Source organism: Streptomyces sp. SDT5-1 (genome assembly GCF_052245995.1).
In the GTDB taxonomy this organism is placed as follows: Bacteria; Actinomycetota; Actinomycetes; order Streptomycetales; family Streptomycetaceae; genus Streptomyces.
Genome location: NZ_CM125963.1, coordinates 6,834,392 through 6,849,557, shown reverse-complemented (window position 1 = coordinate 6,849,557; position 15,166 = coordinate 6,834,392). Strand labels below are relative to the sequence as shown.

12 protein-coding genes are annotated in these 15,166 nt (G+C 71.8%); 4 read left to right on the top strand and 8 right to left on the bottom strand.

The window, feature by feature from the left end:
• The first annotated feature begins 62 nt into the window (after positions 1–62).
• Both ACTWJ8_RS31345 and ACTWJ8_RS31340 read left to right on the top strand, forming a co-directional pair.
• Positions 63–1,316 (top strand): CynX/NimT family MFS transporter, encoded by a 1,254-nt coding sequence (locus ACTWJ8_RS31345; RefSeq protein WP_443260941.1) that lies wholly within the window; start codon positions 63–65, stop codon positions 1,314–1,316.
• A 135-nt stretch (positions 1,317–1,451) separates the two neighbouring features.
• Entirely contained in the window at positions 1,452–2,918 is a 1,467-nt protein-coding gene (locus ACTWJ8_RS31340) for an MFS transporter (RefSeq protein WP_443260940.1), read from the top strand.
• 12 nt (positions 2,919–2,930) lie between these two features.
• Here ACTWJ8_RS31340 and ACTWJ8_RS31335 read toward each other — a convergent pair whose 3' ends face one another.
• Complete coding sequence (locus ACTWJ8_RS31335; protein ID WP_443260939.1) at positions 2,931–3,440, bottom strand: hypothetical protein; 510 nt, start codon at positions 3,438–3,440, stop codon at positions 2,931–2,933.
• Positions 3,441–3,529: 89 nt separating this feature from the next.
• On the bottom strand, positions 3,530–4,258 hold the full coding sequence (locus tag ACTWJ8_RS31330) for a Mut7-C RNAse domain-containing protein (protein WP_356373784.1): 729 nt from the start codon (positions 4,256–4,258) through the stop codon (positions 3,530–3,532).
• 173 nt (positions 4,259–4,431) lie between these two features.
• Between ACTWJ8_RS31330 and ACTWJ8_RS31325 the strand changes: the two genes are divergently transcribed.
• Complete coding sequence (locus ACTWJ8_RS31325; protein ID WP_443265050.1) at positions 4,432–6,258, top strand: AMP-dependent synthetase/ligase; 1,827 nt, start codon at positions 4,432–4,434, stop codon at positions 6,256–6,258.
• Positions 6,259–6,260: 2 nt separating this feature from the next.
• Here the strand turns inward: ACTWJ8_RS31325 and ACTWJ8_RS31320 are convergent, their stop codons facing one another.
• Positions 6,261–7,694, bottom strand: a complete 1,434-nt coding sequence (locus ACTWJ8_RS31320) for an MFS transporter (RefSeq protein WP_443260938.1) — start codon at positions 7,692–7,694, stop codon at positions 6,261–6,263.
• 107 nt (positions 7,695–7,801) lie between these two features.
• Between ACTWJ8_RS31320 and ACTWJ8_RS31315 the strand changes: the two genes are divergently transcribed.
• Positions 7,802–8,488: a TetR/AcrR family transcriptional regulator gene (locus ACTWJ8_RS31315; protein WP_356373786.1), complete on the top strand. Its 687-nt coding sequence runs from the start codon at positions 7,802–7,804 to the stop codon at positions 8,486–8,488.
• A 67-nt stretch (positions 8,489–8,555) separates the two neighbouring features.
• Here the strand turns inward: ACTWJ8_RS31315 and ACTWJ8_RS31310 are convergent, their stop codons facing one another.
• The 5 genes from ACTWJ8_RS31310 to ACTWJ8_RS31290 are packed head-to-tail and all read right to left on the bottom strand — an operon-like array spanning position 8,556 to position 15,118.
• The gene (locus tag ACTWJ8_RS31310; protein ID WP_356373787.1) at positions 8,556–9,614 is read right to left on the bottom strand and encodes an endo-1,4-beta-xylanase; all 1,059 of its coding nucleotides are present in this window, start codon (positions 9,612–9,614) and stop codon (positions 8,556–8,558) included.
• A 45-nt stretch (positions 9,615–9,659) separates the two neighbouring features.
• Positions 9,660–11,894 (bottom strand): glycoside hydrolase family 3 N-terminal domain-containing protein, encoded by a 2,235-nt coding sequence (locus ACTWJ8_RS31305; protein ID WP_443260937.1) that lies wholly within the window; start codon positions 11,892–11,894, stop codon positions 9,660–9,662.
• A gap of 45 nt (positions 11,895–11,939) precedes the next feature.
• Positions 11,940–12,785 (bottom strand): carbohydrate ABC transporter permease, encoded by an 846-nt coding sequence (locus ACTWJ8_RS31300; protein ID WP_443260936.1) that lies wholly within the window; start codon positions 12,783–12,785, stop codon positions 11,940–11,942.
• An 8-nt stretch (positions 12,786–12,793) separates the two neighbouring features.
• Positions 12,794–13,783: a carbohydrate ABC transporter permease gene (locus ACTWJ8_RS31295; protein WP_443260935.1), complete on the bottom strand. Its 990-nt coding sequence runs from the start codon at positions 13,781–13,783 to the stop codon at positions 12,794–12,796.
• Positions 13,784–13,789: 6 nt separating this feature from the next.
• Entirely contained in the window at positions 13,790–15,118 is a 1,329-nt protein-coding gene (locus ACTWJ8_RS31290; protein ID WP_356373791.1) for an extracellular solute-binding protein, read from the bottom strand.
• Between the last annotated feature and the right edge of the window lie 48 nt (positions 15,119–15,166).

Genomic DNA, 15,166 nt, shown 5'->3' with positions numbered 1-15,166 from the left:
GCCGCTATCTCCCCGCTGGGCGTAAGTGCTGACCACAAACATGGGATGTTACGTTGGCCCACATGCCGCACAACGCCCCCACACCCGCTCCCACGCCCACCCCCGCCGAATCCACGTCCGCGTCCGCGCGCCCGACCGCCACCGCCCACGCGACGACGGGGCTCCTCGCCGCCGGCGTCCTGCTCATCGCCATGAACCTGCGCCCCGGCGTCGTCTCCGTCTCGCCCGAGCTCGACACGATCCGCCGGGACACCGGACTCAGCGGCTCGCTCGCCGGACTGCTGACCACGCTGCCGATCCTGTGCTTCGGCCTCCTCGCCCCGTTCGCGGCGAAGCTGTCGCGGCGCATCGGCATGACGCGGGCGCTCGGCGCGATGATGGCGCTCCTGACGGCGGGCATCGCGCTGCGCCTCGCGCCCGGCCTGCCCGCGCTGTTCGCGGGCACCGTCCTGATCGGCGCCGCGATATCCCTGTCGAACGTCCTGGTGCCCAGTGTCATCAAGCGCAACTTCGAGCGCCGTACGGGCCTGATGATGGGCCTGTACTCGGTGGCGCTGTTCTGCGGCGCCGCGCTCGCGGCCGGGGTCACCGTGCCGCTGGGGGACGCGCTCGGGCTCGGGTGGCGCGGGGCGATCGGCGTATGGGCCGTGCTGTCGGCGCTCGCGTTCGTGCTGTGGCTGCCGCAGCTGCGCCGCTCGGACGCGCCACCGGCGGCGGCCTCGCCCGGGGCCGACTCCCGTACCTCACTGCTGCGTTCGCCCCTCGCGTGGAAGGTCACGCTCCTGATGGGACTCCAGTCGTTGCAGTACTACGCGTGCGCGGCGTGGATCCCGGCGATGCTCACCAGCCAGGGCATGGACGGCACGCGGGCGGGGTGGATGCTGTCGGTGATGAGCCTCGCGGGCATCGCGGGTTCGCTCGCCTTCACGGCGCTCGTCGGCCGTTCCACGAACCAGGTCGCGCTCGGCCTGACCGGCACGCTGCTCGTCCTGGGCTCGGTGATCGGCCTGCTGGTGGCGCCGGTCGGCGGCGCGTACGCGTGGATGCTGATGCAGGGCTTCGGCTGCGGGCTCCTGATCAGCACGGCGCTCGCCGTGATCGTGCTGCGCTCCCCCGACGCGGCGCGGGCCGCCGAGATGTCGGGCATGGCGCAGAGCGTCGGCTACCTGCTCGCCGCCGCGGGCCCGTTCCTGCTCGGCGCGCTGCACGACGCGACGGGCGGTTGGACGGTGCCGCTGGCGCTGCTCGCCGCGCTGTGCGTGCCGATGGGGCTCGCGGGCATCGGCGCGGGCCGGAACCGGCAGCTCCCCTCGTGAGCGCCACCGCTTGAGCAACAGCGTTTCGTAAGCAACTCCGCGGCAAAAGTCAACCGTTGACGTGGCCCCCTCACGCTGCCATCTTGACAAGCGCTTTCTATGGCTTGTTCGAGTCGCCGGCGTCCAGGGGGACCCATGTCGGAATCCGCCGCTCCACCACGCACCACCACCGAGGGCAAGGGCCGCGCGCTCTTCTCGGGCCACCACACCCACCTGTGGGGCTTCCTGCTCGCGGGCTGGCTGATCAGCTACGCCGACCGCACCGTCACCGGGCCCGTCGTGGCCTGGATGATCGAGAACAAGGCCGGGTTCATCGGCGACGCCTCGAACCCGGCGACGCTCGGCGGGCTCATCGGCTCGATGTTCTTCACCGGCTACATGCTCACGCAGTACGCGGGCGGCCGGCTCGGCGACCGCTACGGGCACCGCGAGATGCTCGTCGTCTCGCTGCTGTGGGCGGGTCTGCTCACCCTCGTCTCCGGACTGACCGGCGGCCTCATCGGCTTCGTCGTGGCCCGCGTGCTCACCGGGCTCGGCGAGGGCGTCTTCTACTCCAACGACCGCGTCCTGGTCATCAACCACACGCCGCCCGCCCGCCGCACCATCGGTCTCGGCGTCGTCCTGTCAGGACTGTCCATCGGCCTCACCGTCGGCATCGTCGCCACCCCGCACCTGATCGACTGGGGCGGCACGCTGGGCATGGGCGACGGCGCGTGGAGCATGCCGCTGTACGTCTTCGGTGTCGTGTCGCTGCTCGTGGCCGGGGCGACGTGGATGTTCTTCCGGGCCCGCGGGGACAAGCCGCTGCGGATCGGTCCTCCCGCGCTGCGCCTCATCGGGTACTCGATCCCCGCGGCGGTCGCGATCCTCGGCCTGTTCCTGCTCGCGGACGAGTTCCGCTGGCCCGACTGGCTGACGGCGGTCGGCTCCGGCGTGCTGTTCCTCGTCATGGTGACGATCGTGATCCGCGGCATCGTGCGCACGGGCCGCAGCGCCCAGCTCCTCAACAAGAATGTGTGGCTGGTCTACATCGGCTTCATCGCCGTGATGTGGAACCTGTGGTTCTTCTCGTTCTGGTCGGTGCAGATCGTCGCGGAGGCCGCGCACAGCAGCCTCGGCGCGGCGGCCCTGACGGCGGCGTTCAACGCGGGCGCGGGCATCATCGGCTTCCCGGTCGGCGGCTGGATCGCGGACCGGCGGGTGCGCGCCGGCAAGGGCCGCAAGCCGCTCGCGGTGATCTGCGCGGCGGTGCACACGGTGCTCGCCGTGGCGTTCGGCGCGAGCGTCCTGAACGGCGATCCGTCGCTGCTGCTGCTCGGCCTGATCCTGTTCTGCTCGGGCCTGTTCTTCAACGCGCTCCAGCCGATCGTGCACAGCCTGCTCGGCGACCTGGCCGAGGAGAAGGACCGCGGTTCGCTGTTCGGCCTGTTCAACCTGGTCGCCGAGATCGGCGCGGTGGCCAGCCCCGTCGTCAGCGGTGTGCTGCGCGACGCGACGGGCAGCTGGGCCGCGGGCGTGTTCACCGCGGCCGGCGTGATGGCCGTGGCGGTCGTCCTCTACGCGATGGTGAAGGAGCGCATCCCGGAGGTCGCCGCCACGTGACCCGGCGGGGGCTCAGCAGCCCTTGCGCAGCGGGGCGATGGTCACCTTCGCCCGGTCGTCGGCCTGCTGCACCCGGTGGAAGGTCACCGAGTTGACCGCGAACCACCGGTCGTTCTCGCCCTTTCGGCCGCCCACGGCATCGAGCCGCACGCAGAAGCGCTCCGGACGAAGCACCCGCGTGTAGCGCTCGGTGCCGCGGCGCACCTTGTGGCAGTCACGGACCTTCTTGGTCGTGTAGTACGTCTTGGTACGGCCGTTGCTGCGCTTGGTGTGCCGGACCCTGCGCGTGTCGGTGTCGCACGTGCGCACCAGGTGCGGGCGGGTGGCGCGGGTGGTCCGCCGGGACAGGTGGCGGACCGCGTCGCGCACCCCGGTCACCTTCTCGTCGCGCTGCTCGACGGACTGGCTGCCGGTGCCACCGCCGCCGTGCGCGGAGGCCGACTTCTCCGTTCCGCCGCCGCAGGCCGCGAGCGCGACCACCAGCACCATCGTCAGTCCGGCCAGGGTGGGGCGCCGCTTCACGGAGATGCTCCTCTGGGTGTACATGCCATGGGGGGAAAGCAGCAGCGTAGCGGAAGCGGCTCCGCCGCCGATCATGCCCCGGCCCCGCGCTACGGCCGCCCGAACTCCGCGAGAGCGGCGCCCACCACGGCCTCCAGCCGGTCGTGGTGGGCGCCGCGCCAGTACACCCGGCCGCAGGCGCGGCACTGCGCGAACACGTCGTACGTGGAACGGGTGCCGCCCTCCAGACGGTCGGCGACGTCCTCCTTGCGGGCCTCCTCCAGCGGTCCGTTGCACGCCGTGCAGCGGGTCCACGGGCGCAGCTCCGGGGCGAAGCGGCCGAGCACGTCACGGAGTTGTTCGTCGGGCCGGTCGCTGTAGACGTACGCGCCCGCCCACAGCTCGCGGCGCCGCAGCAGGCCCCGGTCGCGGCTGAGCAGCACGCGACGCTCGGCCGCCGACCGCTTGGCGAGCGCGGGGTCGCCGATGTCGGTGGCCTCGTAGGCGGCGTCGACGCCGAGCAGCCGCAAGCGGCGGGCCAGCGTGCCGAGATGGACGTCGAGGAGGAAGCGCAGCGGGGCGCCCGGCACCCGCTGCGGGCGGTCGACCGGGCGGACCTCGACGCGCTCACCGGCCGCGGGGACGTGTCCGACCGGCACCTCGCGCCCGTCGACCAGGAGCGTCCCGGCCTCCGTCAGCGGCACTCCGAGCGACTCGACGACGTGGCCGAGCGTGGACACCCCGTCGGTGGTGAGCGGCGCGGCGCCCGAGCGGTAGGCGTGCGGAACGAACAGGCCCAGTTCAGGCGCTACATGGAGGTGGATCTCCGGACCGTTCATCGGGCCAGAATGCCACGGCGTCCGGGTGGGCGGCCGTCGGCAAGCGGTGGCATCCGATTCGTTATGCAACACCAGGGCGAAAAGTTCCTCTTGGCGGTAGCTTGCCGTTCCGACGCATTCCGGTTGAATCGTCAAACCGGTTTCGCCGATCAGAGGGAGCGATGAGCACACACATGCGGCATTTGGCATCGCCCCGCCTGGCGCCCCCGTTGGTGTCCGGCGGCCTGGCCGACTCCGTCTTCAGCGCGGCGCTCGAGGCGCCCGCGCGCACGCAGTTCTCGCTGCTGGGGGACGGCGGGGTCGCGCAGGAGGTCAGCACTGCGCGGTTCCGCGACGAGGTGATGGCCGCGGCGCGCGGCTTCCTCGCCGGCGGGGTCGGCGCGGGCGACCGGGTGATCGTCATGTCGCGCACCCGGTACGAGTGGACACTGGTCGCGTACGCGCTGTGGACGCTCGGTGCCGAGGTGGTGCCGGTGTATCCGACGTCGTCGGCGGAGCAGGTGCGCTGGATCCTGTACGACACGGACGCGGTGGGCGTGGTCGTCGAGAACGAGCACAACGCGATGACGGTCGCCGCCGCGTACGGGGCGCGCACCGATCTGACGCGCCTGTGGGAGCTGGACTCGGGCGGCATCGAGCAGCTCTTCGCGGCGGGCGCCGGGGTGCCCGACGAGGAGGTGCACCACATGCGCGCCGCCGTGGACCCGCGGCACACCGCCGTCATCTGCTACACGTCGGGCACCACGGGCCGCCCGAAGGGCTGCGTCATCACGCACAGCAATCTGGCGTCCGAGTCGGACAACCTCCTGGTCGGCTGGGCGCCTGTCCTCACACCGCCCGGGGTGCAGCAGTCACTGCTCGCGTTCCTCCCGCTGGCGCACTGCTACGGCCTGATGGTGGTGGTCAGTTCGGTGCGCGGCGGCATCAACGTCGCGCACCAGCCCGACGTCTCCCCCAGCGCGCTGCTGCCCGCGCTCGCCGCGTTCCGGCCGACGCTGATGTACGCGGTCCCGTACATCTTCGAGCGGGTCTTCGCCAAGGCGCGGATCAACGCCCAGGAGAGCGGCCACACCGCCCTGTTCGAGCGGGCCGTGCGCACGGCGATCCGGTACGCGGCGTCGGCGCAGCGGCACGCGGCGGGCGAGGGCGCGGGGCCCGGACCCCGGATGCGGCTGATGCACAAGGTGTACGACCGGCTCGTGTACGCGAAGGTGCGGGCGGTGCTCGGCGGCCGGGTGTTCAACGCGGTGTCGGGCGGCTCGCCGCTCTCCCGTGACCTCGGCCTGTTCTTCCAGGGCTGCGGCATCACCGTCTACAACGGCTACGGCCTCACCGAGACGGCGGCCGCGGTCACCGTGCAGCCGCTCGGAGCGGTGCGGCACGGCACGGTGGGCAAGCCGCTGCCCGGCAACGCCGTGCACATCGCGGACGACGGCGAGATCTGGGTGGCGGGCGACGTCGTCTTCGCGGGCTACCTGAACAACCGGAAGGCCAACGAGGCGGCGCTGCGCGACGGCTGGTTCGCCACCGGCGACCTCGGCCATCTCGACGCCGACGGCTATCTGGTGATCACCGGGCGCAAGAAGGACATCATCATCACCAGCGGCGGCAAGAGCGTCTCGCCGCAGACCCTGGAGGAGGAGCTGCGCGCCCACCCGCTGATCTCCGGCTGCCTGGTGATCGGCGACAACCGCCCCTACGTCACCGCCCTGATCACCCTCGACCCGGAGGCCCTGGCGAGCTGGCAGACCCTCAAGGGCCGCGCCGCCGACACCCCGCAGGATGCGGTGGCCGACGAGGAGCTGAACGGGCACATCCAGCGGGCGGTGTCCCGCGCCAACTCCCGCGTCTCGCGCGCCGAGTCGATCCGCACCTTCCGGATACTCCCGCACGAGTTCGGCGCGACCCAGGGCCTCCTCACCCCGTCCCTGAAGCTGCGCAGGGCCGCGGTCCTGGAGGCGTACGCGCAGGAGATCGAGGAGCTGTACGCGACGCGGTGACCTCACGCCTCCGGGCGCCGGCGCGGCAGCACGACGAGCGCGACGAGGACGGCGGCGAACAGGAGTGCGGCGCCGAGGCTGAGGCCGAGACCGTAGCCTTCGCTGAGCGCCGCGGGTGTCACCGATCCGTCGGAGCGGTGCTGGGCCGCCGTGCCGAGGGCCGCGAGGCCGAGCGTGGCGCCGAGTTGGCGTGAGGTGTTGAGCAGACCGGACGCCATGCCGGTCTCGTGGGGCGCGACGCCGGCCGTGGCGGTGGAGACGACGGGGCCGAGGCAGAGCCCGAAGCCGACGCTCGCGAGGATCGAGGGCCCGAGGACGTCGGCGAGGAAGCTGCCCTCAGGGCCGATGAGCCCGAACCAGGCGAAGCCGGCGGCGGTGAGCAGTCCCCCGGCGACCATGAGGGTGCGCGGCGCCACGCGGTGGCCGAGCTTGACGGCGAGCACGGAGCCGACGACGACGCCGAGCGCGAACGGCAGGAACTCGAGCCCGGTCAGGGCGGGTCCGACGCCGAGGACGCGTTGCAGGTACAGGGACATGAAGTAGAAGGACGCGGCCATGGCGGCGCCGACCAGCAGGTTGTACGCGTTGGCCCCCGCGACCCAGCGATTGCCGAACAGGCCGAGCCTGACGAGCGGTTCGCGGCGCGTGGTCCGCTCCACGACGACGAACGCGGCGAGCAGGAGGGAGGCGAGCGCGAGGGTCCCCAGGGTGACCGGCGAACCCCAGCCGTAGTGGTCGGTGCGCACGACGCCGAAGACCAGCAGGCCGGTGCCCGCGGTGACGAGGGCGGCGCCGAGCACGTCCGGCCGTCCGCCGCGCGCGGTGGGCGCGTCCGGGGTGACGCCGCTGCGGGCGAGGACCAGGGCGACGGCGGCCATCGGCACGCTCACGAACATCACCCAGCGCCAGCTCGCGTACTGGGTGAGGACCCCACCGAGCAGGACACCGAGGGCGCCGCCCGCCGCGTTCATCGCGCTCCACACGCCGAAGGCCCGGACGCGCGCCCGGCCTGCGGGGAACGTGGAGCTGAGCACGGCCAGCGCGGCGGGCGCGAGGGCGGCGGCGCCGACGCCCTGCGCGGCGCGGGCGGCGACCAGTTGGCCGGGGCTCTGGGCGAAGCCCCCGAGCAGCGAGGCCAGTCCGAAGACGCCGAGCCCGACGAGCAGCACGCGGCTCCTGCCGTACCGGTCTGCGGCCTTCCCGCCGAGCAGCAGCAGTCCGCCGAAGGTGAGCGCGTAGGCGTGCACGACCCAGGTCAGGCCGAGCGGGCCGAAGCCGAGCCCAGCGGCGATGCGGGGCAGTCCGACGTTCACGACGGACAGGTCGAGCGACACCATGAACTGCACGACGGCGACGGCGGCGAGGGTGGCCCCCGGCCGCGTCCGCCTCGGTGTGCGTGGAGCGGACCGCTCCGTGATCGTTTCTGTGCGGGCCATGCCGAATCCCCCTCAGCGTGGGCGCCCCGACTTTCGGAACGTGTTCCGAAAGTAGCGCGTGGACCCGTCGCTGTCGAGCGCGCAACGGGAGACGGCATGATGGGACCGTGACTCCTCCCGACGCCCCGCGCAGCAGAACCGGCCGCCCACCTGCGACGTCCCGCTCGGAGATCATCACGGCGACCCGCCGCGTCATCGAGCGCGACGGCTGGGAGAAGCTGACCGTGCGCCGCCTCGCGGCCGAGCTCGGCATCGGCGCCACGACCCTGTACCGGCACGTTCAGGACCGGGAGGACCTCCTGGTCCACCTCCTCAACCACCACGCGGAACAGGCCCCGCCCCTGGAGCTTCCCGAGGACCCGCGCGAGCGCGTCGTCGCGGCGGCGACCGCCATCCACGACTTCCTCAAGGCCTGGCCGTGGGCCGCCGAGGTGCTCACGACGGACGGCTTCCTCGCCCGGCTCGGCGAACCGGCACTCGGCATGGTCGAGGCCGTCGTCGCCGGCGCGGAGGACAGCGGCTGCACGCAGGAAGAGGCCGTCCACGTCTTCCGCAGCATCTGGTACTACACGGTCGGCGAGATCCTCGTGCGCTCCCGCTCGGCGCGCCCCGACTCCGACCGCGACCGCCCGCTGCACGGCACACCCGACTTCACGGGCTTCGACGCGGACCGGCTGCCGCGCCTCGCCGCGATCAACGAGCAGTGGCCCGCGCTGTCGGCGCGCGACACGTTCCCCGAAGGACTGCGCGCGTTCGTGGACGGGCTGCTCGGCCCGCCCACGCACGGCGCCTGACGGCAGGTCAGCTGTGGGCGGTCGGCGCGCGTGGTGTCCGCGCCGTCGCCGCCGAACGTCGTGCCCCTCAGTCCTTCAGGGCCGCCCGGATCGCGTCGTAGGCCGGCTTGTGGCGGAGGTCCTCGTCCCAGGGCAGGGCGGCGCCCTCGCCCTCGAAGAAGTCGGGGATCCACGAGTGCCGGTCGGAGTAGCCCCACAGCGTGATGCCGACGCAGCGCTTCACGGCGAGGCAGGCGTCGGTCACCTGCCCGTACCAGTCGGCCTGCTGGGCGAGTTTCTGCTGGTCGGCGGGGAGCTGCATGCGGATGTCGAGTTCGGTGATCGCGACGTCGACGCCGAGGTCGGCGAAGCGCTGGATGTTCTCCCGCATCCGGTACGGGAAGCCGTACTGGAGCGCGAGGTGGGCCTGCATGCCGAAGCCGTCGATCGGCACGCGGTCGGCCTTCAGGCGCTTGATCAGCTCGTAGTAGGCGTCGGACTTCGCGCCGGTTCCCTCGACGTTGTAGTCGTTGAGGTAGAGCTTCACCTTGGGGTCGGCGGCGCGGGCCCAGCGCAGGGCGTCGGCGATGTAGGACGGGCCGATGGTCTTGTAGAAGATGTTCTCCCGGTACGTGCCGTCCTCGTTCATGATCTCGTTGGCGACGTCCCAGGCGAACACCTTGCCCTTGTAGTGCTTGACGACGCGCGTGATGTGGTTCCGGAGGATCGAGCGGAGTTCGTCGGCGGTCCAGGTGCCGTTGTTCAGCCAGTCGGGCAGCTGGCTGTGCCAGAGCAGGGTGTGGCCGCGGACCTTGAGGCCCTTCGACTGCGCGTACTTCACGATCTCGTCGCCCGCGGTGAAGTCGAAGACGCCGCGCTGGGGTTCGGTGGCGTACCACTTCATGCCGTTGCCGGGCGTGGTCTGGCCGAACTCGCGGCCGAGGAGGTTCGCGTACGGGGTGTCGGACAGCTCCGGGTTGTCGACGGCGGAGCCGAAGTAGCGGCCCTGGGAGCGGGCGAGGTCGTGCAGGGTGGCCGGCTTCCTGCCGGTGTCGGCGGTGGCGGTCGCGGGGAAGGCGGCGAGGCCCCCGAGGAACAACGCCGCGGCGGTGGCGAAGGCGGCGGATCTGACATGGGTGGAACGCATGACTGCTCTCCTCAACTGGTCGCGTTGCACGGGTGGTTGAGTACGTCACTTCACGCGCAGCTCGCAGCGCGTCCTGCGGTCGTGGCCCACCTCCCGCACCGGCCCGGTGAGGGTGAGCGGCACGGTGTGGTGGACGTGTTCGCTGGAGGCGGCGACGCGGAGTTCGATGGCTCCCGGCTCCACGACGCGGCGCCCGTCGGCCCCGGTGTACGCGGCGAGGTCGGCGGGGAATGTGGCATGGACCTCGGCCGACGCGCCCGGGTCGAGGGGCACGCGGGCGTAGCCGACAAGCCGGGCCTCGGGGCGGGCGACGGTGCCGACGGGGTCGTGGAGGTAGAGCTGGACGACCTCGGTGCCGGGGCGTTCGCCGGTGTTGCGGACGGTGAGCTTCACCGTGGCCTCGCCGTCGGTGCCGAACTCGGGGGTGTCGCAGCGCGGCGCGTCCCAGGCGAACGTGGTGTACGAGAGGCCGTGGCCGAACGGGTAGAGCGCGGTGGGGTCGATGTTGCTGGGGCCGCCGTGCCGGCCGAGCGGCGGCGCGAGGTAGGGGGCGGGCTGCCCGCCGGGGTGGCGGGGCACGCCGACGGGGAGCCGCCCGGAGGGTTCGACGCGGCCCGACAGCACTCCGGCGACCGCCGCGCCGCCCTCCTGGCCGGGGAAGAAGGCCTGGACGACGGCGGCCGCCCGGTCGGCCCAGCGGCCGAGCGCGTAGGGCCGCCCGCTGAGCACGACGACGACGGTCGGCGCCCCGAAGCCGAGCGCCTCGTCGAGCAATTCGCCCTGACCGTACGGCAGTTCAAGGTCGGGGGCGTCGCAGCCCTCGCCCGACGAACCGCGCCCGAACAGGCCCGACCTGTCCCCCACGACGGCCACGCACACGTCGGCGCGCGCGGGGTCATCGACGAACTCGGCGCCGGGCAGCTCCGCCCGCAGCGCCTCGGCGAGCGTGGGGACGGCGACGCCGGTCGGCAGCTCGGGGTGGTTGACGCCGACATGGCGCGGGAACGTGTAGCAGCCGAGCATCGCGGCCTGCTCGTCGGCGAGCGGCCCGACGAGCGCGACGCGCAGGCCGCCGCCGGACTCGGGCAGCGGCAGAAGGCCGGAGTCGTTGGCGAGCAGCACCACGGACTCCTGGGCCACCTTCGCCGCCAGCTCCCGCATGTGCGGCGGGTCGAGGTCGACCGGTCCGCCCGCGTCGACCGGCTCCCAGTCCGGGTCGAGGAGCCCCAGCTCGCACTTCTGCGTGAGCACCCGCAGCGCGGCCCGGTCGAGGAGCTCGTCCGGAAGCCCTCCGGCGGTGTCGATGCAGTGGGCGGCGGGGAGTTCGACGTCCACGCCCGCCGCGAGCGCGAGCCGCCCGGCCTCCGTCTCCGTCGCGGCGACGCGGTGCGCGGACTCCAGGAACGCGATGCCGAAGTAGTCGGAGACGACGGTGCCTGCGAACCCCCACTCCTCGCGCAGCAACCCGGTGAGCAGGCCGGTGTGGGCGTGCGCCGGCAGCCCGTCGATGTCGTTGTACGCCGCCATCACGGACCGTGCCCCGCCCTCCCGCAGCGCCATCTCGAACGGCGGCAGGATGACGTCCGCCAGTTCGCGGGGCCCGAGCGGAGCGGGCGCGTGATTGCGGGCGGCGCGGGAGGCGGAGTACCCGGCGAAGTGCTTGAGGGTGGCGACGATCCCGGCGGCCTCCAGACCCCGCACGTAGGCGGAGCCGATGGTGCCGACGAGGTAGGGATCCTCGCCGATGGACTCCTCGGTGCGGCCCCAGCGGGCGTCCCGTACGACGTCGAGGACCGGGGCGAGGCCCTGGTGGATGCCGACGGCGCTCATGGAGGCGCCGATGCCGCGCGCCATCTCGGTGATCAGTGCGGGGTCGAAGGTGGCTCCCCAGGCGAGCGGCGTCGGGAACACGGTGGCCTGCCAGGCGACGAAGCCGGTCAGGCACTCCTCGTGGGCGAGCGCGGGAAGGCCGAAGCGGTTGTGGGCGCGGATGCGGCGTTGCAGGTCGGCGAGGCGGGCCGCGCCCTCGGCGGGCTCGACGGGGACGGTGCCGAAGGGCCGGGTGAGGTGACCGAGGCCGTACGGCAGGAGGGCATCGAGGTCCGCGCTGTCGGCGGCGTACTCGTGCTGTCCGGGCGCAACGGCGGCGTCGGAGCCGACGGAGACGCCCAGCCACACGCTGGACAGCTGGGCCGTCTTCTCCTCGGCGGTCATCCGGGCGAGCAGGTCCGCCGCCCGGACGTGGGCGGGCAGGCTGGTGTCCTGCCAGGGCTGAGCCATGAGTCTCCTCGAGTGCGGGACATGTTGCGGTTGTCGGCAGGGTGGTCAGCCCTTGGTCGCGCCCATCGTGATGCCGCCGATGAGCTGCCGTTCGGCGACGGCGTAGAAGCCGAGCGCGGGCACCATCGCGAGGACGAGGTAGGCGAAGACACGGGCGATGTCGGCGGCGTACTGGCCCTGGAACTGCTGGACGCCGACGGGGATGGTCCACCAGGTGGGTTCGCTGAACACGAGCAGCGGGAGCAGGAAGTTGTTCCAGCTGGTCACGACGGCGAGAACGGAGACGGTGCCGAGCGCGGGGCGCGCCATGGGCAGCAGGATCCGCCAGAAGAAGCCGAACGAGGAGCAGCCGTCGAGGGTGGCGGCCTCCTCCAGCTCGCCGGGGATCTCCCGGAAGAAGCCGCGCAGGATGACGATGGTCATGGGGAGTCCGAACGCGGCCTGCGGCAGGATCACGCCCAGCGGGTTGTCGAGCAGCCCGAAGGTGCGCAGCAGGATGAACAGCGGCAGGATCGCCACGGCGAACGGGAACATCAGGCCGACGGTGAAGAGAGTGAACATCAACTCCCTTCCCTTGAAGGCGAACCGGGCGAGGGCGAAGGCCGCGAGCGCCGCCGTGCCGACGGTGAGGACGGTGGTGCCGACCGCGATCAGCGTGGAGGAGCCGAGCATCCGCCAGAACGAGCCGGAGGCCAGGATGTCCGTGTAGTTGGACACGACCCACGGCGACGGCAGGCCGAAGGCGTTCTGCGACAGCTGGTCGGTGGACTTGAACCCGGACACCAGCGCGTACAGGAGCGGGGTGACCATGACGACGCCGACCAGCCACACGATGACGTACAGCGGTGTGGAGCGCAGGCGCCGGCGCGCGGCCGGGCTGAGGGCCGCCATCAGGTGGCTCATCGGGTGGCTCGCATGGTGGTGAGGGCTCCTTCGGTGTCGCGGCGCAGCACGTACCGCTGGTAGGCGATGGCGAAGACGAGGCTGATCAGGAACATCGCGATGCTGATCGCGCTGGCGTAGCCGATCTGGTAGCGCTTGAAGCCGAACTGGAAGAGGGAGACGGCCATCGTCTCGGAGTGGTGGTCGGGGCCGCCCTGGGTGGTGACCCACACCAGGTCGAAGAGCTGGATGGCGCCGATGACGGACAGGAAGGCGCTGATGCGGATGGTGGGTCCGAGCAGCGGCAGCGTCACGTTGCGGAAGCGCTGCCAGGCGTTCGCCCCGTCGATCCGCGCGGCCTCGTGGAGCTCGGCGGGGATGCCCTGGAGCCCCGCCAGGTACAGCATCATGTGGAAGCCGAAGTACTTCCACATCATGACGAGGAACAGGGTGGGCAGCACCCAGTCCTGGTCGGCGAACCAGAGCCCGCCGAGACCGTCGAGGCCGACGGAGCCGAGCACCTTGTCGGCGAGCCCCTCGTCGGGCGCGAAGATCATGGAGAACAGGACGCCGGTGATGACCTCGGACAGCACGTACGGGGCGAAGAACAGCATCCGGTAGACGGCGCGGCCGCGCAGCTTCTGGTTGAGCAGGACGGCCATCGCGAGCGCGAACGGGAGCTGGAGCCCGACGGAGGCGAGGACCAGGAGCAGTCCGCGCCACAGGTCGCCGAGGAAGACCGGGTCGTCGAGGAGACGGGTGTAGTTGTCCGTGCCGGTGAAGTCCGAAGGCGCCCCGAAGCCGCCCCAGTTGAAGAAGCTGACGTACAGCGCGTAGAGGATGGGCGTGAGCACGAGGAGGGTGAACAGGACGAGGGCCGGCACCGTGAAGGAGAAGGCGGTCAGCCAGTCCCGCACCCGGCGCGCCAGGGGCCGCCGGTTCGGTGCCGGGGCGGCCTGTTCCTTGACCGGAGCGGGCCGCGCGTCGTTGATCTGGGTCGAAGTCATGGTGGCTTACTGGCTCTTGGCGACCTGGGTGATGGAACGGGCGACCTGCTCGGGCGACTTGGCGCCCGCGATGAGGGCGGCGACCGCGTCGTTGATCTCCTGGCCGAGCGCGGGCGGGTAGGCCTGGTCGAGGTAGAGCTGGAATCCGGTCGCCTTGTCCAGGGCGGCGGAGACGAGCTTGAGGTTGGGGTCGGTGAGGGAGCCGATGGCGGGCTTGAGGGCCGGCATCAGATTGGCCTTCTCGACCAGGATCTTGTCGGACGCGGGCGACATGAAGAACTTCAGGAAGTCGACGGCCGCCTTGGGCGCCCCCTTGCGCACGGCGTAGCCGCCGCCTCCGCCGAAGATGTCGGCGCCCTCGCCCTTGCCGCCCGCGACCGTGGGGAACGTGAAGAAGCCGAGGTCCTTGCCGACGCCCTTGCCGGCGTCGGCCTGCACGACCGGCGCCCACTGGCCCATCAGCTCCATCGCGGCCTTGCCGTTGCCCATGGTGGCGGCCTCGCCGTTGGGCGTGGAGTACGCGGCGCCGAGGAAGCCCTTCTGGAACGGCTTCAGCGCGACGAGTTCCTTGAGGCGCTCACCGGCCTTGACGAAGTCGTCGCCGGTGAAGTCCTTGGCGTCGGCGGCCTTCTGCATGCCGTCGACGCCGGCGATGCGCATCGCCAGGTAGGCCCAGTAGTACATGCCGGGCCACTTCTCCTTGCCCGCGAGGGCGATGGGCGTGATCCCGGCGCTCTTCAGCTTCTTGACTGCGTCGAGGTAGTCGCTCCAGGTGGCGGGCGGGCTGGTGACGCCGGCCTTCTTGAAGTGCGCCTTGTTGTACCAGAAGCCGACGCCGCCGATCTCCATCGGCATCGCGTACATCTTGCCGTCGAACGTGTAGGGGTCGGGGGCCACGCCCACGAAGGTGTCGGACAGCGGCTGGATGGCGTCGGTGAGGTCCTCGACGAGGCCCGCGTCGATCTGCTGCTTCAGGACCCCGCCGCCCCAGGTGTGGTAGATGTCCGGCAGCTTCCCCGAGCTGGTCAGCGCGGTCATCTTCGACTTGTACGCGTCGTTCTCCAGCGTGACGAGCTTGATGTGCACGTCGGGGTGCTCGGCCTCGAACGCCTTGGCCCGCTCGGGCCAGACGGTCTTCGACGGCTCCGTGGTCTGGATGTTCCACCACTCGACGACCGTGCGGCCCTTGCTGTCGGTGGCTCCGGAGTCGGAGTCCGAACAGGCGGAGAGGCCGGCGGCCCCGAGTCCCACGGCGGAGGCGGTTCCCAGGAACCGTCTGCGGGACAGGGCCGCGGCGAGGGCGGACGAGGACGCGGCTCGGTCGAACACAGGCATGGCGCACCTTCCGGAAGGAATCCGAAAACTATCGGTAGATGGCCTGGG

Excerpts from the sequence above, each read along its gene's own strand:
- ACTWJ8_RS31310 (WP_356373787.1), bottom strand. The coding sequence starts at position 9,614 with ATGCGTTCCACCCATGTCAGATCCGCCGCCTTCGCCACCGCCGCGGCG.
- ACTWJ8_RS31320 (WP_443260938.1), bottom strand. The coding sequence starts at position 7,694 with ATGGCCCGCACAGAAACGATCACGGAGCGGTCCGCTCCACGCACACCG.
- ACTWJ8_RS31295 (WP_443260935.1), bottom strand. The coding sequence starts at position 13,783 with ATGACTTCGACCCAGATCAACGACGCGCGGCCCGCTCCGGTCAAGGAA.
- ACTWJ8_RS31330 (WP_356373784.1), bottom strand. The coding sequence starts at position 4,258 with ATGAACGGTCCGGAGATCCACCTCCATGTAGCGCCTGAACTGGGCCTG.
- ACTWJ8_RS31300 (WP_443260936.1), bottom strand. The coding sequence starts at position 12,785 with ATGGCGGCCCTCAGCCCGGCCGCGCGCCGGCGCCTGCGCTCCACACCG.
- ACTWJ8_RS31305 (WP_443260937.1), bottom strand. The coding sequence starts at position 11,894 with ATGGCTCAGCCCTGGCAGGACACCAGCCTGCCCGCCCACGTCCGGGCG.
- ACTWJ8_RS31345 (WP_443260941.1), top strand. The coding sequence starts at position 63 with ATGCCGCACAACGCCCCCACACCCGCTCCCACGCCCACCCCCGCCGAA.
- ACTWJ8_RS31290 (WP_356373791.1), bottom strand. The coding sequence starts at position 15,118 with ATGCCTGTGTTCGACCGAGCCGCGTCCTCGTCCGCCCTCGCCGCGGCC.
- ACTWJ8_RS31325 (WP_443265050.1), top strand. The coding sequence starts at position 4,432 with ATGCGGCATTTGGCATCGCCCCGCCTGGCGCCCCCGTTGGTGTCCGGC.
- ACTWJ8_RS31340 (WP_443260940.1), top strand. The coding sequence starts at position 1,452 with ATGTCGGAATCCGCCGCTCCACCACGCACCACCACCGAGGGCAAGGGC.